23 protein-coding genes are annotated in these 23,929 nt (G+C 65.0%); 16 read left to right on the top strand and 7 right to left on the bottom strand.

What is annotated here, in order from left to right:
• Nucleotides 1-247: 247 nt before the first annotated feature.
• Nucleotides 248-1,906 carry a thiamine pyrophosphate-dependent enzyme gene (locus tag DW352_RS11840; protein WP_245434413.1) on the top strand — a complete coding sequence of 553 codons (1,659 nt, stop codon included), beginning with the start codon at nt 248-250 and terminating at the stop codon, nt 1,904-1,906.
• Nucleotides 1,907-2,103: 197 nt separating this feature from the next.
• Nucleotides 2,104-4,227: a flagellar biosynthesis protein FlhA gene (gene flhA, locus DW352_RS11845; RefSeq protein WP_115691480.1), complete on the top strand. Its 2,124-nt coding sequence runs from the start codon at nt 2,104-2,106 to the stop codon at nt 4,225-4,227.
• A 197-nt stretch (nt 4,228-4,424) separates the two neighbouring features.
• Here the strand turns inward: flhA and DW352_RS11850 are convergent, their stop codons facing one another.
• The 4 genes from DW352_RS11850 to DW352_RS11865 all read right to left on the bottom strand — a co-directional run bounded on the left by DW352_RS11850 (nt 4,425) and on the right by DW352_RS11865 (nt 8,338).
• Entirely contained in the window at nt 4,425-5,429 is a 1,005-nt protein-coding gene (locus DW352_RS11850) for a PdxA family dehydrogenase (protein WP_115691481.1), read from the bottom strand.
• A gap of 18 nt (nt 5,430-5,447) precedes the next feature.
• The gene (locus DW352_RS11855; RefSeq protein WP_162826919.1) at nt 5,448-6,416 is read right to left on the bottom strand and encodes a Bug family tripartite tricarboxylate transporter substrate binding protein; all 969 of its coding nucleotides are present in this window, start codon (nt 6,414-6,416) and stop codon (nt 5,448-5,450) included.
• A 124-nt stretch (nt 6,417-6,540) separates the two neighbouring features.
• Nucleotides 6,541-7,065, bottom strand: a complete 525-nt coding sequence (locus DW352_RS11860) for a hypothetical protein (protein WP_115691485.1) — start codon at nt 7,063-7,065, stop codon at nt 6,541-6,543.
• Nucleotides 7,052-8,338, bottom strand: a complete 1,287-nt coding sequence (locus DW352_RS11865; RefSeq protein ID WP_115691487.1) for an aromatic ring-hydroxylating dioxygenase subunit alpha — start codon at nt 8,336-8,338, stop codon at nt 7,052-7,054. The genes DW352_RS11860 and DW352_RS11865 overlap by 14 nt, the downstream gene beginning before the upstream one ends.
• 127 nt (nt 8,339-8,465) lie before the next feature.
• Here DW352_RS11865 and DW352_RS11870 point away from each other — a divergent pair, with 127 nt between their 5' ends.
• From DW352_RS11870 to DW352_RS11900, 7 genes are all read left to right on the top strand, one after another.
• Nucleotides 8,466-8,798, top strand: a complete 333-nt coding sequence (locus tag DW352_RS11870) for a non-heme iron oxygenase ferredoxin subunit (RefSeq protein WP_115691489.1) — start codon at nt 8,466-8,468, stop codon at nt 8,796-8,798.
• Between the two features lie 147 nt (nt 8,799-8,945).
• Nucleotides 8,946-9,677, top strand: a complete 732-nt coding sequence (locus DW352_RS11875) for a gluconate 2-dehydrogenase subunit 3 family protein (RefSeq protein ID WP_115691491.1) — start codon at nt 8,946-8,948, stop codon at nt 9,675-9,677.
• 5 nt (nt 9,678-9,682) lie between these two features.
• Complete coding sequence (locus DW352_RS11880; RefSeq protein WP_115694373.1) at nt 9,683-11,458, top strand: GMC family oxidoreductase; 1,776 nt, start codon at nt 9,683-9,685, stop codon at nt 11,456-11,458.
• Complete coding sequence (locus tag DW352_RS11885) at nt 11,451-12,707, top strand: c-type cytochrome (protein WP_115691493.1); 1,257 nt, start codon at nt 11,451-11,453, stop codon at nt 12,705-12,707. The genes DW352_RS11880 and DW352_RS11885 overlap by 8 nt, the downstream gene beginning before the upstream one ends.
• Nucleotides 12,708-12,796: 89 nt before the next feature.
• Nucleotides 12,797-13,408 carry a sll1863 family stress response protein gene (locus tag DW352_RS11890; RefSeq protein WP_115694374.1) on the top strand — a complete coding sequence of 204 codons (612 nt, stop codon included), beginning with the start codon at nt 12,797-12,799 and terminating at the stop codon, nt 13,406-13,408.
• Nucleotides 13,409-13,434: 26 nt separating this feature from the next.
• Nucleotides 13,435-13,752 (top strand): hypothetical protein, encoded by a 318-nt coding sequence (locus DW352_RS11895; protein ID WP_162826920.1) that lies wholly within the window; start codon nt 13,435-13,437, stop codon nt 13,750-13,752.
• An 11-nt stretch (nt 13,753-13,763) separates the two neighbouring features.
• Nucleotides 13,764-14,267, top strand: a complete 504-nt coding sequence (locus DW352_RS11900; RefSeq protein ID WP_115691497.1) for a phage holin family protein — start codon at nt 13,764-13,766, stop codon at nt 14,265-14,267.
• A gap of 110 nt (nt 14,268-14,377) precedes the next feature.
• Here the strand turns inward: DW352_RS11900 and DW352_RS11905 are convergent, their stop codons facing one another.
• A complete protein-coding gene (locus DW352_RS11905; RefSeq protein WP_115691499.1) occupies nt 14,378-15,289 on the bottom strand; it encodes a LysR family transcriptional regulator in 912 nt (303 codons plus the stop codon).
• A gap of 125 nt (nt 15,290-15,414) precedes the next feature.
• Here DW352_RS11905 and DW352_RS11910 point away from each other — a divergent pair, with 125 nt between their 5' ends.
• Both DW352_RS11910 and DW352_RS11915 read left to right on the top strand, forming a co-directional pair.
• Nucleotides 15,415-15,879, top strand: a complete 465-nt coding sequence (locus DW352_RS11910; protein WP_115691501.1) for a DoxX family protein — start codon at nt 15,415-15,417, stop codon at nt 15,877-15,879.
• Nucleotides 15,880-15,933: 54 nt separating this feature from the next.
• A complete protein-coding gene (locus DW352_RS11915) occupies nt 15,934-16,641 on the top strand; it encodes a pirin family protein (RefSeq protein WP_115694375.1) in 708 nt (235 codons plus the stop codon).
• Between the two features lie 137 nt (nt 16,642-16,778).
• On the opposite strand, the gene DW352_RS11920 is transcribed toward DW352_RS11915, so the two are convergent.
• Nucleotides 16,779-18,587, bottom strand: coding sequence for a B12-binding domain-containing radical SAM protein (locus DW352_RS11920; RefSeq protein ID WP_115691503.1), 1,809 nt, complete (start codon nt 18,585-18,587; stop codon nt 16,779-16,781).
• 206 nt (nt 18,588-18,793) lie between these two features.
• Between DW352_RS11920 and DW352_RS11925 the strand changes: the two genes are divergently transcribed.
• The 5 genes from DW352_RS11925 to DW352_RS11945 all read left to right on the top strand — a co-directional run bounded on the left by DW352_RS11925 (nt 18,794) and on the right by DW352_RS11945 (nt 23,115).
• Nucleotides 18,794-19,039, top strand: coding sequence for a hypothetical protein (locus DW352_RS11925; RefSeq protein ID WP_115691505.1), 246 nt, complete (start codon nt 18,794-18,796; stop codon nt 19,037-19,039).
• 278 nt (nt 19,040-19,317) lie between these two features.
• The gene (locus DW352_RS11930; protein WP_115691507.1) at nt 19,318-19,530 is read left to right on the top strand and encodes a hypothetical protein; all 213 of its coding nucleotides are present in this window, start codon (nt 19,318-19,320) and stop codon (nt 19,528-19,530) included.
• Between the two features lie 240 nt (nt 19,531-19,770).
• Complete coding sequence (locus tag DW352_RS11935; protein WP_115691509.1) at nt 19,771-20,910, top strand: hypothetical protein; 1,140 nt, start codon at nt 19,771-19,773, stop codon at nt 20,908-20,910.
• A gap of 27 nt (nt 20,911-20,937) precedes the next feature.
• Nucleotides 20,938-21,285: a hypothetical protein gene (locus DW352_RS11940; protein WP_115691511.1), complete on the top strand. Its 348-nt coding sequence runs from the start codon at nt 20,938-20,940 to the stop codon at nt 21,283-21,285.
• Nucleotides 21,286-21,366: 81 nt separating this feature from the next.
• Nucleotides 21,367-23,115: a glucan ABC transporter ATP-binding protein/ permease gene (locus DW352_RS11945; protein WP_115691513.1), complete on the top strand. Its 1,749-nt coding sequence runs from the start codon at nt 21,367-21,369 to the stop codon at nt 23,113-23,115.
• A gap of 201 nt (nt 23,116-23,316) precedes the next feature.
• Here DW352_RS11945 and DW352_RS11950 read toward each other — a convergent pair whose 3' ends face one another.
• The gene (locus tag DW352_RS11950) at nt 23,317-23,883 is read right to left on the bottom strand and encodes a TetR/AcrR family transcriptional regulator (protein ID WP_115691515.1); all 567 of its coding nucleotides are present in this window, start codon (nt 23,881-23,883) and stop codon (nt 23,317-23,319) included.
• Between the last annotated feature and the right edge of the window lie 46 nt (nt 23,884-23,929).

Here is a 23,929-nt window from a genome sequence, read left to right on the forward strand (position 1 = left end):
TACGGAGCCGCCGGTCCTCTCCCCTGCAAAAAAGGGAGAGGACCATTCGACGTCGTCAACGCCGATCTGAGACAAGGAACAAGTGCGCGGTACGATCCGTTGGCGCAACGGGCGACAGCACTCGGGCACGGAGAGGTTCCATGGCTAAGACGGCAGCCGATGTGCTGGTTGATGGCCTCGTCGCGTGGGGCGTGGACACGGTGTTCGGTCTGCGTTCGGTCTGCCTGGCGACGGCATCAACGGCATCATGGAAGCCCTGCGCAAGCGGCAGCAGGACATCCGTTTCATTCAAGTTCGGCACGAAGAGTCGGCGGCCTTCATGGCCTGCGGCTATGCCAAGTGGACCGGCAAGCTCGGCGTATGCCTCGCGACCTCGGGACCCGGTGGCATCCATCTGCTCAACGGTCTCTACGACGCCAAGCTCGACGGCGCGCCGGTGCTTGCCATCACCGGCCTGCAGTATCACGACCTCGTCCATACATTTACGCAGCAGGACGTCGAACTCGACAAGCTGTTCATGGATGTTTGCGTCTACAACACGCGCGTGATGGGACCGGCGCATGTCGAGAACGTCACCGAACTCGCATGTCGTACGGCGCTTTCGATGCATGGCGTCGCGCACATCACGATGCCGACAGACGTACAATCGTTCGCCGTCGGCGACGACACACGGTCGCCGCGCAACGTCGCGCATCACGTCTCGCAAAACCGTACGCAGTCCGCACCGCAACCCGATGCGGCGCAACTGGACGAAGCCGCCCGCATTCTCAACGCCGGCAAGCGTGTCTGCATTCTAGCCGGGCGCGGCGCCATCGGCGCGGCCGAAGAACTCGAAGCGGTGGCGGCCCGGTTGAATGCGCCGATCGCCAAAGCGCTGCTCGGCAAAGGCGCCGTCTCGGATCTCAGCCCCTACTCGACCGGCGGCGTCGGCCTGCTCGGCACCGTGCCGTCACAGAATGCGCTCGAAGGCTGCGATACGCTTCTGATCGTCGGCAGCAGCTTCCCCTACATCGAGTTCTATCCCAAGCCCGGTCAGGCCCGCGCGGTGCAGATCGATATCGCGCCGCAGCGGATCGGCTTGCGCTATCCGGTGGAATGCGGATTGGTCGGGGGCGCCAAACAGGTGCTCGCCGCGTTGCTGCCCAAGCTCACGCAGAACGACGACCGCAGCTTCCTCGACAGCGCGCGGAAGGACATCGACGCGTGGCGCAAGCTTCTTGGCGAACTGGCGGACCGCGACGACAGCCCGATGAAGCCGCAGGTCGTCGGCCATGCGCTCAACAAGCTCGTCCCGCCCGATGCGCTGATCGCGGCGGACTCGGGCACCAACACCTCCTGGTGCGCGCGCTACATCGACATCCGCGACGACATGAAATTCGCCGTCTCCGGCACGCTCGCGAGCATGGCCTGCGGTCTGCCTTATGCGATCGCCGGCGCCATCGCCTTTCCCGGCCGGCAGGTCATCGCCTTCGTCGGCGACGGCGGTTTCACGATGCTGATGGGCGAGCTCGCCACCTGCGTGAAATACGGCCTCGACGTCAAAGTGGTGGTGATCAAAAACAACAGTCTCGGCCAGATCAAATGGGAGCAGATCTCGTTCCTGGGCAACCCGGAATTCGGCTGCGAGTTGCTGCCGATCGATTTCGCCGCGTTCGCGCGGGCTTGCGGCGCCGCCGGCTTTGCCATCGCGGACGCCAAGCAATGCCCGGACGTGCTGCGTGAGGCGCTGGGCACGCCCGGACCGGTGGTGATCGAGGCGACGGTCGACCCACAGGAGCCGCCGCTGCCGCCGAAGACCACCTTCGAGTTTGGCAAGAATTTCGTCGAGGCGCTCGCCCGGGGCACGCCAGGAGCAGCCAAGATTCTCGGCAACGTCGCCCGGGAAAAGGGGCGCGAGCTGATCTAGACCCCATGCCCCTTTTCCGACCGAGGCGTTAACCGATCGCTAACCATAAGGTGGGCAAATATTGCCCAGGGGATGGGGTCAAGCGCCGATAAGGCTCTTTACTCTGGCGCCGGTCAACGGTGCCCGTAACTGGTTTGAATCACCTTGGTATTTATTCGCGTCCGTACCGCCGGGGGCATGGCGGTTTTTGGCAGGCAATGAGCGACATTACCGCTGCACCGGCAACGGCCGGCAACGGCTTTAAACTCCCGAGTCTGGGCGAAGTCAGCGCCTTCCTAAAGCGCGGCGACATCGCGCTCGCCGTCGGCGTGCTGGCGATCCTGGTCGTCCTGATCCTTCCGTTGCCACCGCTGCTGCTCGACGTCGCCCTGGCGATCTCGATCATCTTCTCGGTGCTGATCCTGATGACGGCGCTGTTCATCCAGACGCCGCTCGAATTCTCCGCCTTCCCGACCGTGCTGCTGATCGCGACGATGCTGCGGCTCTCGCTGAGCCTCGCCTCGACCCGACTCATTCTGTCCCACGGTCATGAAGGCACCGGTGCCGCCGGCCACGTCATCGAAGCCTTCGGCTACTTCGTGATGGGCGGCAATTTCGTCATCGGCATCATCGTCTTCGCCATCCTGGTGATCGTGAACTTCGTCGTCATCACCAAGGGCTCGGGCCGTATCGCCGAAGTCGCGGCGCGCTTCCACCTCGACGCCATGCCCGGCAAGCAGATGGCGATCGACGCCGAACTGTCGACCGGCGCGATCGACGACAAGGAAGCCCGCCGCCGCCGTCAGAATCTGGAAGCCGAAGGCGGCTTCTTCGGCGCCATGGACGGCGCCTCGAAGTTCGTGCGCGGCGACGCCATCGCCGGCCTGCTGATCGTGTTCATCAACATCATCGGCGGCATGATCATCGGCATCGCCCAGCAGAGCCTCACTTTCGCCGACGCCGCCCACTCCTACACCGTGCTGACCGTCGGCGACGGCCTCGTCACCCAGGTGCCGGCGCTGGTCGTGTCGATCGCCGCGGGCCTGCTCGTCTCCAAGGCCGGCATTTCCGGCGCCGCCGACAAGGCGCTGCTCAAGCAGTTCTCGGGCTATCCGAAGGCGCTCGGCCTCTCGGGCGGCGTCATGATCGTGATGTCGCTGCTCCCCGGCATGCCGCTGGTGCCCTTCATGGCGCTCGGTGGCGGCGCCATCGCCCTCGCCTTCATCTCCGACAAGCGCGCCAAGCTCACCGCCGCCGCCGAGGCCCGCAAGGCCGACAGCGGCGCCAAGACCGCCGAAGCCGCCGACGAACCGATTTCCGCCGCGCTCAAGATCGACGATCTCAAGGTCGAGCTCGGTTACGCGCTGCTGCCGCTGGTCAACTCGCCGGACGGCACCGACCGCCTCACCGAGCAGATCAAGGCGCTACGCCGCTCGCTCGCGACCGAGATGGGCTTCGTCATGCCGGCGGTGCGCATCCTCGACAACGTCCAGCTCGATGCCAATGCCTACGTCATCAAGATCAAGGAAGTCGACGCCGGCGCCGGCAAGGTCTGGGCCAGCCAGTACATGGTCATGGACCCGACCGGCGCGCAGGTGAAACTGCCGGGCACGCATACGGTCGAACCGACCTTCGGCCTGCCGGCGACCTGGGTCGACCTGTCGCTCAAGGAAGAAGCGACGATGAAGGGCTACACGGTGGTCGACGCCGCCACCGTGCTGTCGACGCATCTGACCGAGCTGCTCAAGGCCAACATGTCGGAGCTGTTGTCCTACGGCGAGGTGCAGAAGCTCCTGAAGGAATTGCCGAAGGAGCAAGGCGAACTGGTCAAGGATCTGGTGCCGTCGCTCATCACCGTCTCCGGCATCCAGCGCGTCCTGCAGATTCTCCTCTCCGAACGCGTGTCGATCCGCGATCTCGCCTCGATCCTCGAAGGCATCGCCGAAGGCATCGGCCATTCGCGCAATCCGTCGGTGCTCGCCGAGCACGTGCGCCAGCGCCTGGCGCGCCAGCTCTGCGCCCAGCACACGTCACCCGCCGGCTATCTGCCGCTGATCGCGCTGTCGGCGAAATGGGAGCAGGCCTTCGCCGAGTCGATGATCGGCCAGGGCGACGACCGCCAGCTCGCCATGCAGCCGTCGAAGCTGTCGGAGTTCATCACCGCCGTGCGCGAGAAGTTCGAAGCGGCGGCCCGCGAAGGCGAAGCCCCGGTGCTCGTCACCTCAGGCAGCATCCGGCCCTTCGTGCGCGGCATCGTCGAACGCTTCCGCGCCCAGACGCCGGTGCTGTCGCAAGGTGAGATTCACCCGCGGGCAAGGCTGAAGACGGTGGGCAGCATCTAAGCTGAGCACAGAGGCACCGGGCCGAACTACCAAGCCTTGATGGCTAGAACAGCTTAGCTTGGATCGGCCCCCACCTCCGCTCATTCCCGCGAAGGCGGGAATCCAGCAGGCCCTCGCAAACCTGCAGCGCAGCGCTGGGTCCCCGCTTGCGCGGGGACGAACGGTACCAAGCACAATCGGTTTGAACGAGACCTGCCCTAGGCCGCCTGCGCGACCGGCTTGGCCTGGGCGAGCCGCGTCATCGCCTCGATCATGGCTTTCGGATCGGCGACGCCTTTGCCGACGATGTCGTGGCCGCTGCCGTGCGCGACCGACGAGAACAGGATCGGGCTGCCGATCGCCAGGCCCGCCGTCGCATTGCGCGCCAGGAGCTTGGCGGTGATGTGGCCCTGGTCGTGCAGCATGACGATGAAGGCGTCGACATCCTTCTTGTGAAACATGGTGTCGGCGCCGAACGGCCCCGATACGCGCAAGCCGGCGCGCGTCGCGTCCTCCATCGCCGGCTTGATGATCTCGATCTCTTCGCGGCCGAACAGACCGTTCTCGCCGGCATGCGGGTTGAGCCCGCCCACCGCGATCTTCGGTGAGGCTACGCCAAGACGCTTGAGCGTGCGATCGGCGACGGTGATCGCGTGCAGCACGCGCTCGCGCGTGATCATCGCCAGTGCCTCCTGGACGCTGACGTGCAAGGTGGCGTGCACGATCTTCACGTCCGAGAAGCAGAGCATCAGATAGACGTCGTGCTGCGAAAGCCCGGTCTCGCGCGCGACGAAGGACGGATAGCCGTCGAACTCGATGCCCGCCATGGCGATCGAGGTCTGGTTCTGCGGCGCGGCCACCACGGCATCGACCTCGCCGGCCAGCGCCGCCTTGATCGCCTTGCTGGCCGCCGCGAGCGAGCCGCGCCCGCTCGCCGCGCTGTTGCTGCCGAAGGCCAGATTGGCCAGCTCGGGACTGCGGCACGCCAGCAGCACGAGATCATCGCCCGCTGCGCCAGCGTCTTCGACCCGCTCGACCACCCGGATCGGCTTGCCGATGCCGCAGGCCTGCGCATGCCGCGCCACCACATCCGGATCGCCGACGACGATCGGCCGGCACAGCGCGCGCACGCGCTCATCGAGCGCGGCTTTCATACTGATTTCCGGGCCGATGCCGGCCGGGTCGCCGGTGGCGATAGCGATGGTCGCGCGCGCGTCGGTCATGCAACTTTCCTTGCCATGTCAGTGCGGCTGAATGTTCGCCGCCTTGATCACCTCCGCCCAGATCTTGGTCTGCGCCTTGATGAAGCGTGCCGCCTCATCCGGCGGCCCGCCGGCGGCGGTGAGATTGATCTTCGAGAACAGCTCCCGGGCGCGCTCGGCCTTGAGCGCTTCCGCAATAGCCGCGTTGAGTTTGTCGACGATCGGCTTCGGCGTCCCCGGCGGCGCCGCGATGGCATTCCACGTGCCCGACTCGAAGCCCTTCACGCCGGCCTCGTCGAGCGTCGGCACATCCGGCAAGTTCGGCACACGGTGCGTGGTGGCAACGGCGAGGATGCGCGCCTTGCCGGCCTGATGCAGCTTGAGCGCGGACGCCAGCTCCATGAAGATCATGTCGACATGATCGGAGATGATGTCGTTGAGCGCCGGCGAGGTCCCTTTATAGGGCACGTGCACGAGCTTGAGCCCCACTTTTTCCTCGAGCAGCGCCGCCGTCAGATGCGAGGTCGTGCCGATGCCTTGCGACGCGTATGTGATCTTGCCGGGATTGGCCTTGGCCTGCGCGATCAATTCCTGCACCGTCTTCGCGGCGAAGTTCGGCCGCACCAGGAGCACGTTGGGGATCTCGGTCATGATCGCCACCGGCTCGAATTTCGACGGGTCGAACGACAGATTCCTGTACAGCAGCGGATTGATCGTAATTGCCGCCGGCTGCGTGGCGAGCAACGTGTAACCATCCGGATCGGAATGAAACACGAAGTCGGCGCCGATATTGCCACCGGCCCCGGCGCGGTTTTCAACAACGACAGGCTGACCGAGCTTGTTTTGCAGACCTTCCGCGACGATCCGCGTCACGGTGTCGACGCCGCCGCCAGCCGGCACGTCGACGACGATCTTAACCGGCCGGCTGGGGTAAGTGGCCGCATCATCCGCATGAGCAGCCGTAACGGCCGCCGCGCACGCGACAGCCAGCGCAAAAAATATCCGCAAGACATTTCCTCCCACCTGCGGTGCCGTTGCGGCCGATCGCGTTTGACGCGATCCATTTATGAGTCCGCAACAACAGCAAACCTACATCAGCATGAATTCGGCACAAGGCCTGCGCGCGGTGCCACTATGCGCGCAGGGCAGTCAGCATGTCGGCGATGTATTCCTCTTCGCTGGCGATGACGAGCATCAGCGACCACGGCCGCAATTGCGCCAGGCTGCGGGACAGCGCCTCATCCGACGTCGCCGGCGGCGTGAGGATCAAGGCCGTGGTCGTCAGGCGCTTAAGGCTGCACGCCTCGCCGATCACGGAAGCGGCGTCGAGCGGCTCGCCCGCGGTGCCGATCATGACCACCTGATCGGCGCCGTCGAGCTCGCCGAGCAGATCCTTGGTGTGACCGGCGAGATCGCCGAGCCAGCCGGCCATCGAGAAAGGTTCGCGGGAGGGCACCGGACCGCCGGGCACCGTAAGGAACGTGGCATTGCCGAACCGCGCCTGCGCGGCAAGGCGCTTGACCACGCCTTCGCTCTGACGATCGAGCGCGACGATCTTGATCGCGCGCGGCCGCGAGTTCGGCGCGTCGATGCGAAAGCGCGCCTCGGCCGCACTCGCGGCGTGCGCCGATTCGCTTCGCGCCTCAAACCGATGCATGGGCGGTCCCGACGCGCACCATCAAGGCTTCCTTCGCCGCCTCGACGAAAGGCTTGTCCGGCGGCAGCACGACGGCCGCCGAGCGCACCTGCTGATGCACGGCTTCGACGCCGGGCGGCGACACATCCTTGTCGATCAGCGCCTTCGTCGCCCGCAACAGACGATGCCGGGCCATGATGATGCCGTTGTCGGTGGAGACGAGATTCTCCTTGGTGCGGTCGACCACCGGCCCCATGCTTTCCTGCAGCGACGCATCCTGCATGGCGATGCCCTCGACGCCGCTATAGGTCTTGCCGGCCTTCTGCGCGGCGCGGTCGATCAGATAGTCGTTGTCTTTGTTGGCGAGCGGCCGGAACGTGCCGGGCACGTATTTGACGTGAATGCCCTTGCCCTCCTCCATCGCCCGCCGCTCCTCTTCCGTGAGCGCGCGCGTCGGGTGATAGTCGAAGCTCCAAGTCCAGCAGTTCTCGTCGTCGATCGGAATCCAGAAGTGGCCGTGCACCGGATGATTGCCGCGGGGCGCGATCATGGTGAAGGACGGCATCACCCATTGCGTGATGCGCCAGTAGTAATGGCCGTTGTCGGCATTGCGGCGCGCGCCGATGAACAGGCCGCCGGCGCTCTCGACCACTTCGAAGACCGGGCGCGAGTCGTTCAGATTATAGCGGTTGGCCTTGGCGCCTTTGAACAGCGGATCGGAGTTGAGGTCGCCGCGATGCAGGAACGAGACGTGACTGGAATCGATGCCGCCTTCCATGGCCTGCAGCCAGTTCGATTCCTGGATGCGCTTCGACGTAAAGCTCTGTTCCGGCGGGACGTTCGCGAACTCCCATTCCGGCAAAGGCGGGCGCTTCTCCGGCGGACCCATGTAAGTCCAGAGCACGCCGCCGCGCTCGATCAGCGGATAGGAGTTCAGCTTGATCTTATTGCAGAAGCCGCTTTCCTCCGGCTCGGAGGGCACTTCGATGCACTGGCCGGTGTAGTCGTATTTCCAGCCGTGATAGGGGCAGCGCAGCCCGTCTTCCTCATTGCGGCCGAACCAGAGTGAGACGCCGCGGTGGGCGCAGAACTCGTCCATCAAGCCGTAGCGACCCTTGCTGTCGCGGAACGCGATCAGCCGCTCGGACAGCAGCTTCACCCGCACCGGCGGACAATCGTTCTCCGGAAGCTCGCTCGCCAGCAACGCCGGCAGCCAGTAGCTGCGAAACAGCCGCCCGCCGGGAGTTCCCGGGCCGGTTTGCGTCAACAGGTCGTTTTGTTCTTTCTTGAGCATCAGTTCACTCCCGGATGCGCTTCCTCGTACCTGGCTATTCTTGACCTTGGTGCCAAGCTGTGATTGTCAGGCCGACGCTCTGAGCGTCTCATCGTCATACAATAATATAATCAGCAAGCAGCGATCAATGACCAGCCAGCCGATTCCTGCCGACCGCGCGAAGATCAGTCTGTGCCGCACCGAGGAGATCGCCGAGGGCAGCGTCGTCAAAGTCGAGCATGGCGATCTCGTGCTCGCCGTCTACAACGTTGACGGCGAATTCTTCGTCACAGACGATCTCTGCACGCATGGCCCGGGCTCACTTTCAGAGGGTGAACTTTACGGCCACATCATCGAGTGCAACTTTCACGGCGGACAGTTCGATATCCGCGATGGCGCGGTCGCGGGTCCGCCCTGCATGGACCCGGTGAAGACCTATCCGGTCAGCATCGAGGACGGGCGGATCTTCATCGAACTCTGAGCGCATCCCGCGTCGCGTACCGCAGCACGCGGCCCGTCGTGCTGCCCGATCGATCCGCACGCCTTTCGGCCGGGATTTTTTGCGCGGCGCGGAACCGCGCGCCTTGCGCACGCTTATCGTGGCAGGGGCGCGTAGACATGCGCGCAAATGACAATTCACCGACGCCAGCTTCTGGCCTCAGCAGCTTGCATTGTTCTCACCGCAGTCGCTTCGAAGGCTGTCGTCGCACAGCACGCATTGCCGTGGCATCCCAACGCAGGCGCGCCGCCAACACCGGTCCGGCCCGGTCCGTGGCTGCATTTTACGGCGGATGAAGCAAAGGCGGTCGAGGCCATCGCCGACCGCATCATCCCGCCCGATCCGCAAACGCCCGGCGGCAAGGACGCGGGCTGCGCCGTTTATCTCGACCGACAACTCGCGGGTCCATACGGGCGCGCCGAAGGCGACTACAACAAAGGTCCGTTCAGGGACGGTCTCAAAGGCCAAGGCCCGCAGACGGCCAACGGCCCGGCGAAACAATATCGCGCCTGGCTGGCGGCGCTCGACAAGCATTGCGTCGAACAGCAAGGCGGCAAGCATTTCGCCGACCTCAGCGACACGGAGAAGGACGCACTGCTCGGCGGGCTTGAAAGCGGCGAGGTGAAGCTCACCGGCGTCGACGGCAAGGAGTTCTTCGAACACATCGTCAAGGACGTGCAGACCGGCTTCTTCGCCGATCCGATCTATGGCGGCAATCGCGACATGGTGGCCTGGAAGATGATCGGATTTCCCGGCACGCGTTACAACTATCTCGACTGGATCGATCGACACAACGAGCGTTTCCCCTTGCCGCCCGTCAGCCTCGAAGGACGTGCCGCGTGGACACCCAAGGCAGGATGACGGCGATGGCCACGCAGCTTCCGCGAAAAGACGTCGTCATCATCGGGCTCGGCTGGACCGGCTCGATCCTCGCGCATGAACTCACCGACGAAGGGCTCGACGTCGTCGCCATCGAGCGCGGGCCCTGGCGCGACGCCGCGACCGATTATCCGCCGAACTTCGATCAGGACGAACTGCGCTATCGCATCCGTCACGAGCTTTTTCTCAGGCCCGATCAGACGACCTTCACCTTCCGCAACAAGATGAGCCAGACGGCGCTGCCGATCCGCAGCTGGGGCGCGTTCATGCCGCCCAACGGCGTCGGTGGCGGCGGCGTGCATTGGAACGCGGAAACGTGGCGCTTCCTGCCGAGCGATTTCGTGCTGCGCACGCATCTGACCGAACGCTACGGCGCGTCGTTCCTGCCCGAGGACATGACGATCCAGGACTGGGGCGTCACCTACGACGAGCTCGAACCGCATTACGACCGGTTCGAATATCTCTGCGGCACCTGCGGCACCGCGGGCAATCTCGGCGGCAAGATCCAGAACGGCGGCAACCCGTTCGAAGGGCCGCGCTCGCGCCCCTATCCGAACCCCGCGCAGAAACAAGGCTTCGGTCACATGCTGTGGGCGAAGGCGGCGGCCGAACTCGGCTACAAGCCGTTCCCGCAACCGTCCGGCAACATGTCGCAGCCATACGTCAATCCGCTCGGCGTGCGCATGGGACCCTGCACGTATTGCGGCTATTGCGAATGGTTCGGCTGCGGCAACTATTCCAAAGCCAGCCCGCAAACCACCATCCTGCCGGTGCTGATCCGCAAGTCCAATTTCTCGTTCCGCGACAACAGCGAGGTCACGCGCATCAATGTCGACGCCTCCGGCAAGCGCGCCACCGGCGTCACCTTTGTCGACACCAGCGGCAACGAATGGGAGCAGCCGGCGGATCTTGTCATCCTCGCCGCCTACTCGATGTTCAACGTCCAGCTCTTGCTGCTGTCCAAGATCGGCCAGCCTTACGATCCCGTCGCCAACACCGGCGTGATCGGCCGTAATTTCACGCATCAAACGATGTCGAGCGTGAACGGCTTCTTCGACAAGACCAAATTCAACTTCAATCCGTTCGTCGCGTCGGGCGCCATCGGCATGTGCATCGACGAGTTCAACGGCGACAATTTCGATCACGGCCCGCTCGGTTTCGTCGGCGGCGGTTATCTCGGCCAGGTGCAGACCAACGGCCGCCCGATCGAGACCTCGCCGGTGCCGAAGGGGACGCCCAAGTGGGGCGCCAAATGGAAGCAGGCGGTCGCCGACTATTACCTGAGCAACATCAAGTCCGGCTCGATCCACGGCAGCATGTACAGCTACCGCGACGTCTATCTCGATCTCGATCCGACCTACACCGACCGCTTCGGCCGGCCGCTGATGCGCATGACCATCGACTTCCACGAGAACGAGTTGAAGGCCGCGGCCTACATGACCGACAAATATGCGGAGATCGTGAAGGCCATGGGCGCGAACATCGTCGAGAAGAGCCCGCGCAAAGGCCCTTACGACGTCACGACCTATCAGACCACGCATCTCAACGGCGGCGCCATCATGGGCGCCGATCCGAAGACGAGCGCCCTCAACCGGTATCTGCAGAGCTGGGACGTACCGAACCTGTTCGTGATGGGCGCCAGCGCCTTCCCGCAGAACGCCGGCTACAATCCGACCGGCACCGTCGCGGCGCTTGCCTACTGGTCGGCCAAGGCGATCCGCGAGCAGTACCTCAAGAGCCCGGGACCGTTGGTCAATGCGTAAGCACTCCGCCATCGCGGTCGCCGGCGCGGCCGTTCTGATCCTCGCTTATCCGGCGGCACGCGGGATCGCGGACAGCAGCAGCCCGCAGGACTTCGCGCAGATCGAGCACGGTCGCTATCTCGCGACACTTGCCGATTGCGTCGCCTGCCACACCCGGAAGGAAAACGGTAAGCCGTTCGCGGGCGGCCGGCCGATCGAGACGCCGTTCGGCGTCGTTGTCTCGCCCAACATCACGCCCGATCCTCAAACCGGCATCGGCAATTGGACCGAGGCGGAGTTCGACAATGCCGTGCGCCGCGGCATTCGCCGCGATGGCGCCCGGCTCTACCCGGCGATGCCTTATACTTCCTACGCGAAGATGTCGCGCGACGACGTCAGAGCGATCCGCGCCTATCTGATGACGCTCGAACCGGTGCGCAATCCCGTCGTCGCCAACCAGTTGCCGTTCCCGTTCGATATCCGGTTGTCGATGCGCGCATGGGACATGCTGTTCTTCACACCGGGAGAATTCAAACCCGACTCGGGCAAGTCGGCGGAATGGAATCGCGGCGCCTATCTTGTGACCGGACCCGGCCATTGCGGCGCCTGCCATACGCCCAAGAACTTTCTGGGCGGCGACAAGACGGACCAGGCGCTGCAAGGCGCGGCGGTGCAAGGCTGGTTCGCGCCGAACATCACCGGCGACAAGGCGCGCGGCGTCGGCGCGATGTCGGAAGACGACATCGTCAAGTTGCTGAAGACAGGCCATAACGCCATCACCGGCGTCGGTGGCCCGATGGGCGAGGAAGTCGCCGATGCCAGCGCCCACTTCAAAGATACCGACCTCAAGGCGATCGCGGTCTATCTGAAGAGCCTGCCCGGCAGCGGCGAGCCGCCGCCGACGCCGGTCGCGCAGAACGATCCGCAGATGCAGGCCGGTCAGGCGATCTACCGCGACGTCTGCTCCGCGTGCCACGCCATCGACGGCAACGGCGTGCCGCACCTTTTCCCCTCGCTCGCCAAGGCGCCGCAGGTGCGCGCGCCCGATCCGACCTCCGGCATCCGCGTCGTGTTACGCGGCGCGCGCAGCGTGGCGACGGACGCCGAGCCGACCGCGCCCGGCATGCCGTCGTTCGACCGGCAACTGAGCGACGCGCAGGTCGCCGCCGTGCTCACTTATATCCGCAACAGTTGGGGCAGCGCCGCGCCGGCCGTCACGCCCGATCAGGTCGCCAAGCAACGCGGCGCCTTGGCCAATCGCACCGACTAGCGCGGGCGCGTCGCCACCGTTGATTTAGGTCAACGACAATCGTCCTCCGACGACCGACTTTACGGTCGCTTTTGGCATCGGAGGCGATGATGGCAACGCAAAGCAGCCTGCATATTTATCTCAATTGGGCCAAGGAACGCATCGACGAGATGGATGCGACATTGGCCGCGTTCGAAGCCAAAGTCGGCGGAGTGCAAGGCGAATATCGCGGCAAGGCCAACGACATCATCGCCGACCTGCACAAGAAGCGCGACGAATTCCAAGAGACGGTGAAGAAGCAGGCCGAGACAAATGAGGCCGCCTGGCTGCGGACGAAGGCGCAACTCGAATCCGAGTGGAGCAACTTCGAGGCGCAGGTGAAGAGCTACATCGAGACGGCGGGCAAGCATATCGACCAGCAGCAGTCGGCGTTCCAGGAAGTCGCCACGGCGCAACTGAAGGCTTGGCACGAGGCCGCCGACAAGGTGCAGGCCGCCGCCACGCAGTTCGCCGCCGACCGCCGCGCCGATATCGACGCCGCCGCGCAGCGTATGAAGACCGATGCCGCGACGGCGGAAGCGCAGTTCCAGAAGCTGCGCCAAGCGGGCACCGAGAGCTGGACCGCGTTCAGCGCCGCCTTGACGGAATCGCGCGGCGCCTTCGACCGCGCCAATCAAGCCGCGTGGGACGCGGTCAAGCGCGCCGACGGACCAAAGAGCTGACCGGCGCGGCATCGACGGAGGACATGGTGGCGACCGATCCCACGCTGTCGCGGGAGCTGAACGCGCTTCGGGAGGAGCTGTCGACGGCGCGGCGCGAGCGTCCGGAGACGGCCGCATCGCCGCCGCGTGAATCCTCGGCGCCGCCATCCGATCCGCCGAAAGACAGCGCCGAGAAAGACAGCGCCGCAGACGAGCACATCCGCGAGCAGCTCGGCGAATTCATCGACGAAGCAACCCAGTTCTTCGCACAGGCCGAAAAGAGCATTGCCGCGCATCCGGCGCAGAGCGTGGTCGGCGCTTTGCTCGTCGGCATTCTCGTCGGCCGCCTGCTCGGCCGGCGTTAGGAGTTTCCGCCATGCTCGACAATCTGGTGCGCGATCTTCAGGTTCTGCAAAAAGCGGACACGCTGATCGGCAAGATCTGGATGAAGGTGCTGGTGCAGCGCGTCGGCTTGTTCGCCTTCGCCGGCCTCATCGCCGTATTCGGGCTCGGCATGGCCAATGTCGCGGGCTTCTATGCCTTGCAAAAGCAGGTCGATGCCGTGTGGGCGGCCGCGATCGTCGCCGCGGTGGACTTCGGCATCGCCATCATTGTGTTGCTGATCGCCAATCATGCCAAGCCCGGACCCGAAATCGAGCTGGCCCTCGACGTGCGCAAGATGGCGGTCGACGCGTTGCAGGCGGATGCGCGCGAGTTGAAGGGCGTGATCGAAGCGATCGGCCAGGATGTGCGCGACGCCAAGCAGAGCATCGCCGGCTTCATGCACCATCCGCTCGACGCGGCCGCGGAGAAGCTGCTGATCCCCGCCGTGCTGTCGATCATCCGCGGCCTGCGCCACGGCAAGAAGGAACAGGCGTAAGCCGTTCGACATCCTCCGTTCGTCCCCGCGCAAGCGGGGACCCAGCGCTGGATTCCTGCTTGCGCGGGAATGAGCCGGGTATGTTGCAGCGCCTGGAGGTCAAGCGCCCCCTACTCCACCAAATCCCAATACGGCCGCGGCCCGTAACGCTCGGCGAGAAAGTCGACGAAAGCGCGCACCTTCGGCGACAGATGCCGCGAGTGCGGATAGACCGCGCTCAAGATCGCGTCCTGCGGAATGTACGTGTCGAGGACGGTCACAAGGGTGCCGGCCTGCAATTCGCTGCCGACGATGAAGGACGGCAGGTTGACGAAGCCGAGGCCGCGCAGCGCCGCGATCTTCAGTGCGTCGCCGTTGTTGACGTTGAGCCGCCCTTTGACCTCGACCGGCCAGGGCTCGCCTTTCTCCGTCACGAAGCGCCATTCATGCGCCATCGACAGGTTGCTGTAGCATAGGCAATCGTGGTGCGTGAGATCGTCGGGCGTCTGCGGGATGCCGCGCGCCTTCAGATAATCGGGACTGGCGCAAACGGTGCGGCGCACCGGAGCGAGCTTGCGCGCGACAAGGCTCGAGTCCTCGAGCTTGCCGACACGCACGGCGAGATCGAACCCCTCATCGATGAGGTCGACGAAGCGGTCGTTCATGGTGAGCGCGACGTCGACCTCCGGATAGCGCGCGAGGAAATCGGGCAAGGCCGGCGCCAAGTGCAGCAGTCCGAAGCTCATCGGCGCATTGACGCGCAACTGTCCGCGCGGCGTCGCCTGCAACTGGGTGACCGATAGATTGGCGTCCTCGAGATCGGCGAGGATGCGCGAAGCGCGCTCGAAGTAGCCGCGCCCTGCTTCGGTGAGTGTCATCGAGCGCGTGGTGCGCTGAAACAGCCGCGCCCCGAGTTCGGCCTCGAGCGCGGCAATCTGCCGGCTGACCACCGATTTCGAGGCGCGCAGGCGCCGCGCCGCCTCCGAAAACGACTGGGTTTCCGCGACTTTGACGAAGGCCTCGAGGGCGGCCAGCCGGTCCATATTGTTGCTCCTGTAGCAACAGTCTTATCTTATAATCGATAATTGTTGCAATATATGGATCGCGATACATCAGCCCCCGTGAGCCGGGCGAACACGCCCCGCCAATCGAACACCAGGAGGCTGCCATGTCCGTCACCACCGTCATCCCCGCCAACCCGCTCGTTTCTTCCTATCGCTCGGTCACCGAGGCGCTGTCGCCGCTCGCCGACCCGCTGGTGCGTGTGGCCGCCGGCCTCGCCCTCGTGCCGCACGGCGCGCAGAAGCTGTTCGGCTGGTTCGGCGGTTACGGCCTCGAGGCGACCGGACAGTTCTTCGCCACCAAGCTCGGCGTCCCCGCCTCCTTCGCGCTGATCGCCGGCGTGATCGAATTCGGCGGCGGCATCCTGCTCGCTGCCGGGCTTGCGACGCGCGCGGTCGCGGCGCTGGTCGTCGGCCTGATGGCGGTCGCGGTCGTGCAGGTGCATCTGCCGGCCGGCTTCTTCTGGACCGACGGCGGCTACGAGTACCCGCTGCTGTGGGCCATTGTCGCGCTCTCTTACGTCATCCGCGGCGGCGGCCGTTACTCGCTCGACGCACTCATCGCCCGCTAATCGCTCATCTCAACATGGCGAACGCGCGCCCGCGCTCGCTCAATGGAGGACATCATGACCACCATCACCGTTCGCCCTTCCGACGCCCGCGGCCACGAGAACCATGGCTGGCTCGACAGCTTCCATACCTTCTCGTTCGCGCATTACCACGATCCGAACCACATGGGCTTCGGGCCGCTGCGCGTGATCAACGAAGACCGCGTCGAGCCGGGCATGGGTTTCGGCACGCACGGCCACAGCGACATGGAGATCATCTCCTACGTGCTGGAAGGCGCGCTCGAACATAAGGACAGTCTCGGCACCGGCTCGGTGATCCACCCGGGCGACGTGCAGCGCATGTCCGCCGGCACCGGCATCCGCCACAGCGAGTTCAACCACTCGGAAGCGGAGCGCGTGCACTTCCTGCAGATCTGGATCCTGCCCGAGAGCAAGGGGCTCAAGCCGAGCTACGAGGAGAAGAACTTCAGCAACGAGGACAAGCGCGGCAAGCTCAGGCTGATCGGCTCGCGTGACGGGCGCGACGGCTCGGTAACGATCCACCGCGACGTCGATCTCTACGCCACGATCCTCAAGGGCGGCGAAGCTGTGACGCACGCGCTGCAGGCCGGCCGCGGCGCCTGGATCCAGGTGGCGCGTGGCAGCGTCAAGTTGAACGACAAGACGCTGAAGGCCGGCGACGGCGCCTCGGCCGCGACCGCGGGCGAACTCAAGCTCGAAGGCGTCGACGACGCCGAGGTGCTGCTGTTCGACATGGCGCCTTAAGCGGCACCGCGAAGCCTGATTGAAAATAGGCTCGAACACCGTCATGCCCGGCCTTGCGCCGGGCATCCACGTTCTTGCCGGCTTCGATCCGAAGCAAGACGTGGATGGCCGGGACAAGCCCGGCCATGACGAGACCGCTACTCCGCCGCGACGACCGCCTCATGCACCTGCGTTCGGGCGCGGATCGCCTCGTCCCGCGCCTTGCGCGCGAGCGCTTGCTCGCCGCCGGTCGTGGCATGATAAAGATCGAGCGCCTCGAACTCGTCGGCCTTGGGCGGCGCGATGGCGAGATCGGTGTAGGCCCAGCGGTCGTCCGCCTTCAGCGCCGCATCGAGCATCGCCTTGCAACGCAGATAGACGCGGGCGTATTGCACGGCCTTCACCGCCGTCCCGATCCAATAGCGTGGATAGAAGGTGAAGCGGCTTTCGAGGGGAAGGCCGGCGCGGCGATCGCGGCGCTTCTTGAGACGCAACGCACCGCCCTCGAGCGGATGCACGCCCTCGAACAGGATCATCAGATAGAACCAGAGAATGGTCGACAACGTCGTGCTCGGACGGCCGAGCTTGTTGGCGCAGGTGCGGCGCAGGATCGTGTTGATGTGCTCCGGCGTATAGAAGGCATGCCACGCCGCGCGATAGGCCTCCTCCCACTCGGCGTCCGGCATCGCACCCGAATGATGCGAAACGCGGTGATTGAGGTCGTATTTGTTCATGTCGGGATCCATCCAGATCCCTTTGGCGGCAAGCGTCTTGTGGTCCTCCGAGCCCGGCAGCGGCGTCAGGAAGAAGAACTCCAGGATATCGATCGGCAGTTCGCGCTTGATGATCTCGACATCGCGCAGGATCGACGCCTTGGTATCCGCCGGGAAGCCGAGGATGTAGCCGGCATAGGTGATGGCGCCGTGGTTGCGCCACATCTGCAGCATCTCGCGATATTCGGTGATCTTGTTCTGCCGCTTCTTGGCGGCGATCAGGTTGTCCGGATTGATGTTCTCGAGCCCGATGAACACGCGGCGCACGCCCGCGCGCGTCGCCTTCTCGATGAAGCCCGGAATCTTGTGGCAGAGCGTGTCGACCTGGATGGTGAAGCCGATGTTGAGCCCCTCGCCTTCCTTGATGGCGATCATGCGGTCGAACAGCGCTTCCCAGTCCTTGTTGCGGGCGAAGTTGTCGTCGGTAATGAAGAACCGCTTGATGCCCTGCGCGACGTTCTCGCGCACGATCTTTTCCAGATCGTCGGCCGAGCGGATGCGGCTCTTGCGCCCCTGCACGTTGATGATGGTGCAGAACGAGCACTGGTAGGGACAGCCGCGGCCGAGATCGATCGACGACAGCGAGCCCGATGTGCGCCTGACGTGCTGCTTCGGCAGGAACGGCGGCGGCTCGCCGGCAAGCGCCGGCAGATCGTCCATGTAATTGTAGAGCGGTTTGAGCGCGCCGGCATAAGCATCCCGCAGCACGTCGTCGAGGCGGCGCTCTTCCGCTTCGCCGGCAAAGAACGAGATGCCCATCGCCTGCGCGGCTTTGATGTCGTCCGGCAATTCCGGCAGCATCGCGATACAGCCGGAAACGTGAAAGCCCCCGATGCACACCGGCAGGCCGGCGGCGAGGAACGGCCGCGCCAAATCGACCGCGCGCGGAAACTGGTTCGACTGCACGCCGACGAGGCCGATCAGGGCGCGGCCGCCCTGCTCGCGGATCATTTGAATAATCCTGTCCGGCCGCACCCGGCGATTGGTTTCGTCGTAGGTGTGCAGCCGCATCTCGACGCCGTCGCCCAATACCGCACGGCCCCGCGCGTCCTCGGCGAGGGCATTCAGACAGGCCAAAGTGTTGGAGGGAATGGCCGAGCGAAACCACTGAATCGGATAGCCGTCGTCGTCGTAATGCGTCGGCTTGATCATCACGAAGTGAAATAGTGCCGGATCGCCTTGCGGCCGAGCCATGACGTGCCCCTCACGCCGAACCAGATCGCTCAAAGTGGAAGCATACCGTGAAAACACCGATACCGTGTGGTAAGGTGCGACCTGCAAGTGGGCATTAACCGCACCACATTACCGCCCTTCCAAAAACCGGCCCCAATCCCCATATAACTGTCATAATTCGACCGTTTCGGCATGGCCGGATCATTTTGGCGTCATTGGAGTTTAAGATGGACACGTTCAATTTCGAGGCGCCGGCGGAGCTGTTTCCGTCGCGCAATCGCAAAGCACCGAGCAAGGTGAAGTACCGCCGCTTCTCGCGCGCGGCCGAAGCCATTCAGTTCGCGGTCGAACAGTTGCCCGAGCCGCAGCTTCTCGGCGCGTATATTGAAGTGAACGAGCGCCGGCTCGGCCACCAGGAAATTCGCGCACTGTACGAGAGCGAGAACTATCCGCTGAAGAAGAAGGCGGCCTGACCCCGCGGACTTTCGTCCTTTCGCTAAAACGCCCGGCCTTCGCGCCGGGCGTTTTGCTTTGTGCCGGCCGCGACCTCTTGCGGCGCAGCATCCGAAAGTACCGCATTTTCGGAATTTTTCCCGCAAAGCATACCGAAATTGGCCGGTATCAAGCGCTTTTCAACGATCCGTGAAAGCCGCTGCGGAACTGTGGCACGCTGCCTACGTTAGTTTCGCGAGAACGAATTGAACCTTTCTCAAGGGCGGGCCGACTTAGGGGCAGGACCTTGGAGGCTGTCATGAACTGGTCGATGTACACAGCTGATCGTACGACCCACCTCAAGATCGTCGTGGTGGGCTTGGCCGCTGCGTTGATGATCGCGGTGATCGGCATCTCCGCGCGTGAGTTGAACCTCGGTACCGATATCATGACCGCCCAGAATCCGACGGTGATCAAAGCCGGCGGCCCGGTGGTCCTGACCGACGATAGCCGCGGCTCAACCATCCGCTGACGGTAATTCTTTTCGCCGCGGCGACCTGCCGCGGGCGGACTTCTCAACCTCCACCTATGCGCCGCCCCACGCGGCGCTTTTTTTTTGCGCCATGCGCCGCTTCGGCGTCGCGCCTGCTTGCTACGCGATGTCGCGCGCCCGCGCCGCATTTGCGGCACGTTTTTCCGGCACGGGGAACCTCACCGACGCCCGCACGCGGCCGCATGGCCGAATCAAGCCGCCGCCGATAAACAGCCGGATATGCTCTTTTCGCGACGTAGTTCCTGCCTCACCCTCGCCGCCTGTCTCGTGGCCCCGCGTGTCGCCTTCGCACAGGCGCCGAGCCCGGCCGCGATCGCCGACTATGAAGCCAAGCTCAAGAAATACGAGCAGGCGCGCGCCGCCTATGACGCGGTCGCGGACACCTATTGGGACCAGGTCACGGAGAAGCGCCGCACCCGCAACGCCAAACGGCGCGAGCGCGTCGCCGTCACCATCGACGACTACGTCCTGACGCAGCCACCGCAATACAGCGGCCCGCCGCGCCCGGCCGATCCCTTCGGCCGTCCGCCCCCGTCGGAACAGCCGCCGATCCCGGTCATCGCCGACTTCCTCAAGGCGGCCGCCGACCAGTTCGGTTTCGTGCCGGACCGGCCGCAAAACGATGCCGACTTCAAGCGCGCCTATGCGCGCGCCGGCCTCGCCGCCGGTCTGACGCGCGAGCAGATCATCGGCGTCTACGCCTTCGAGACCGGCGGCAACGGTACTTACGACATGCAGGCCGGCGTCACGCCGACGCGGCCCAATGCGATCTCGCCGGCGGTCGGCTACAACCAGCTTCTGTCGACCAATACCGTCTCGCTGCTCGCGGAATTCGGCGAACGCTATCTCGCCGCCCTGCGCATGAAAGCGCTGCCGATGCGCGGCGAAGCCAAGCGCGTGTTCGAGCGCAAGATCGAAGCATTCAAGCGCATGATCGCCTACAGCCGGTCGGTGCCGCAGCGCTGGAGCGAGCAGGACAAGCTCGCCAAGACGACGCGCGGCGGCTGGGGCGTGCACGCCGCGGTGCTCGACATCGACATCGGTCCGATGCTGCAGGTGCAGAAGCTCATCAACTCGGTGCACTTCGCCAAGATGAAGGGCTACACCGCGCCGCTGACGCCGGCCGAGCTCGAGGCGATGAACCTGACCGGCGACGGCAACGGCTTCGACATCGTCAGCATGCCGCATGCCTATCGCGACCGCGTGCCGACGGCCAACTTCTTTCAGCAGCGTGGCTACGAGCGCAATCCGGTCGCGCGCCGCACCGGCGTCGTCGCCAATCTGCTTGCCGATATGGAAGCGAAGATGGCGCGCGGCGCGCAATCGCCCGGCGCGCGCGAACTGGCCTCGGCGTTCTAACAGCCGCTGCGGCGGCGGGATGTGAGCATGAAACTCGCGCGTCTGATCCTTGCCGGCGCTGCGCTCGCCCTCGTTGGCGCGACCTCCGCGGCGGCGCAAGACATCCGCGGCCTCGAAGTCTGCACCGCCGAGAAGCAGATGGATCGCCGCACCGGCTGCCTGCAGGCCAATGTCGAGTTTCTGCAGCAGGCGCTCGCCAAACAGGCGCGCGAGAGCAACAGCAAGCTCGATGCGGCCAATCGCGAGCGCGCCGCGGCCCGAACCGATCTCGCCGCCGCCAAGGCCGACATCGCGGCACTGAAGGACGCCGTCGCGAAGCTCCAGAGCGAACTGGCGCAATTGAAGTCGAAGGCCGAGCCGGCCGCCAAGAAATAGCGGCGCGTCGAACGCCGCCGGCATCGCCAAGACGCGGCCGGACCGCTAAACAAGAGGCGTCGACATCAGGTCTTCGGCGCCATGAAGTTCGTCCGCATCTATGCCCGCGTCTTGTCCCTGCTCGGCCGGCGCCAGGGCGTCGCCTGGATGCTCGGCATCGCCAACCTCGCCATCGCCGCCACCCAGTTCGCCGAGCCGGTGCTGTTCGGCCGGGTCATCGATGCGCTCACCGGCAAAGGCGACCGCACGCTCGCCTTCCTGCTCGGCGTCTGGGCCTGCTTCGGCCTGTTCAACATCGTCGCCGGCACGCTGATCGCGCTCTATGCCGACCGGCTCGCGCACGAGCAGCGTCACACGGTGCTCAGCGACTACTTCCAGCACGTGCTCGAACTGCCGACCGCGTTTCACAGCGAGGTGCATTCCGGCCGGCTGATGAAGGTGATGCTGCAAGGCACGGACTCGCTCTGGGGCCTGTGGGTCGGCTTCTTTCGCGACCACATGTCCGGCTTCGTGATGTTCTTCGTGCTGCTGCCGCTGTCCATGATCATGAACTGGCGGCTCGGCCTGCTGCTGATCGGCCTCACCCTCGTCTTCGCGGTCCTGACCGTGCTGGTGATGCGCAAGACCGAGGAGTTGCAAGGGCTGGTCGAAGAGCACTACTCGGAGCTTGCCGAACGCGCTTCCGACACCCTCGGCAACATCGCTCTGGTGCATAGCTTCACGCGCGTCGATGCCGAGGTATCCGGCCTCAAGTCCGTCATCGACCGGCTGCTCGCCGCGCAGATCCCGGTGCTGTCCTGGTGGGCGGTGATCTCCGTGCTCACGCGCGCCTCGACCACGATCACCATGCTGCTGATCATCGCCGTCGGCGCCTGGCTCAACGGCCGCGGCCTCTCGTCGGTCGGCGAGATCGTCACCTTCATGGGCTTTGCCGGCCTGTTGATCGACAAGCTGCAGCACACGGCCTCGTTCACCAACCACGTCTTCACCGAGGCCCCGCGCCTGCAAGAGTTCTTCGACGTGCTCGATACCGTGCCGGCCGTGCGCGACAAGGCGACGGCGGTCGATCCCGGCCGCGTGCGCGGCCAAGTCGAATTTCGCGACGTCACCTTCTCCTATGGCGGCGCGCTGCCGGCGCTCTCGGGCATCAATCTCGCCGCCGAGCCCGGCCAGACGGTCGCGCTCGTCGGGCCGACCGGCGCCGGCAAGAGCACGGCGCTCGCATTGCTCTATCGCAGCTTCGATCCGCAATCGGGCGCGATCCTGATCGACGGCACGGATGTGCGCGATATCACGCTGACCGCGCTCCGGCGCAATATTGGCGTCGTGTTCCAGGAAGGGCTGCTGTTCAACCGCTCGATCGCCGACAATCTGCGCATCGGCAAGCCGGACGCGACGCTCGAGGAAATGCGCGACGCCGCGCGGCGCGCGCAGGCGCTCGACTTCATCGAGGACGACCGCCACGGCTTCGATGCCCGCGTCGGCGAGCGCGGCCGCATGCTGTCAGGTGGCGAGCGTCAGCGCTTGGCCATCGCGCGGGCGCTGCTCAAGGACGCGCCGATCCTGATCCTCGACGAGGCCACCAGCGCGCTCGATGCCCGCACCGAAACGCGGCTGCTCGCCGCGCTCGACGAGGTCATGAAGGGCCGCACCACCTTCGTCATTGCGCACCGCCTCGCCACCATTCGCCGGGCCGATAAGATCCTGGTGTTCGAAGGCGGCCGCATCGTCGAGACCGGCACCTTCGACGAACTCGTGCGCGCCAATGGCCCCTTCGCCGGCCTGGCACGCGCGCAGTTCATGGCGGACGACGCGAGCGCGAAAGGTTAAGTCCGTCATCCCGGCCGAGCGCGTCAGCGTGAGAGCCGGAATCCAGTACGCGCTGCCCTGTCGATAGACTGCGGCGGTCTGGATCGCCCGCTTACGCGGGCGATGACCATCCGTTGGAGGTCATAGACGTATGAAGCGAAGCGGAACGCGAGGCTGAGCGAACCCGGATTTCGCTTCGCTCATCCGGGCTACGAACCACGGCTACTTCCGCACCAGCGCGACCGCGGCGGCACCGGCGGCCTCGGCATAAGACGCATCACGGTGCACCTGCATCGACGAGAACGCGCCGTCGAACAACAGCATGACCTGCCGCGCGCGGGCCTTGGGATCGCTCAAGCCGGCGGCGGCGATGCGGCGTTCGAACTCGGCCTCGACCTTCTTCTTGTGCGCCGACGCAGCCTTCACCGCCGGATGTCCGGGCATGGCTGCAAGCTCCGCCGCGGTGCGCAAGAAACCGCAGCCGCGCCATTTCGGATTCCGGCCGAGCTTCGCGATGTTGTCGAACACCGCCCGCACTTTGTCCGCGAGGCTGCCCTCGGTCGTGTCCATCCAGCCGACGATATATTTGAGCGTCGGCTGATCGCGCTCCTGAAGGTAGGCGGCGATCAGATCGTCCTTGCTGCGGAAGTGATAATAGAGCGTGCGCTTGGTAATGCCGGCGCGCTTGGCCACTTCGTCGACGCCGACGCTTTTGACGCCGACGCCCGCGAACAGCTTGGAGGCGGTGGCAAGAATGCGGTCGCGGGTGGCCTGGGCGTCGCGGGGCATGGCGGCAAAGTATACCGACTAGTGAGTATACACAAGCAAGGCGCCC

The organism is Pseudolabrys taiwanensis (assembly GCF_003367395.1).
In the GTDB taxonomy this organism is placed as follows: Bacteria; Pseudomonadota; Alphaproteobacteria; order Rhizobiales; family Xanthobacteraceae; genus Pseudolabrys; species Pseudolabrys taiwanensis.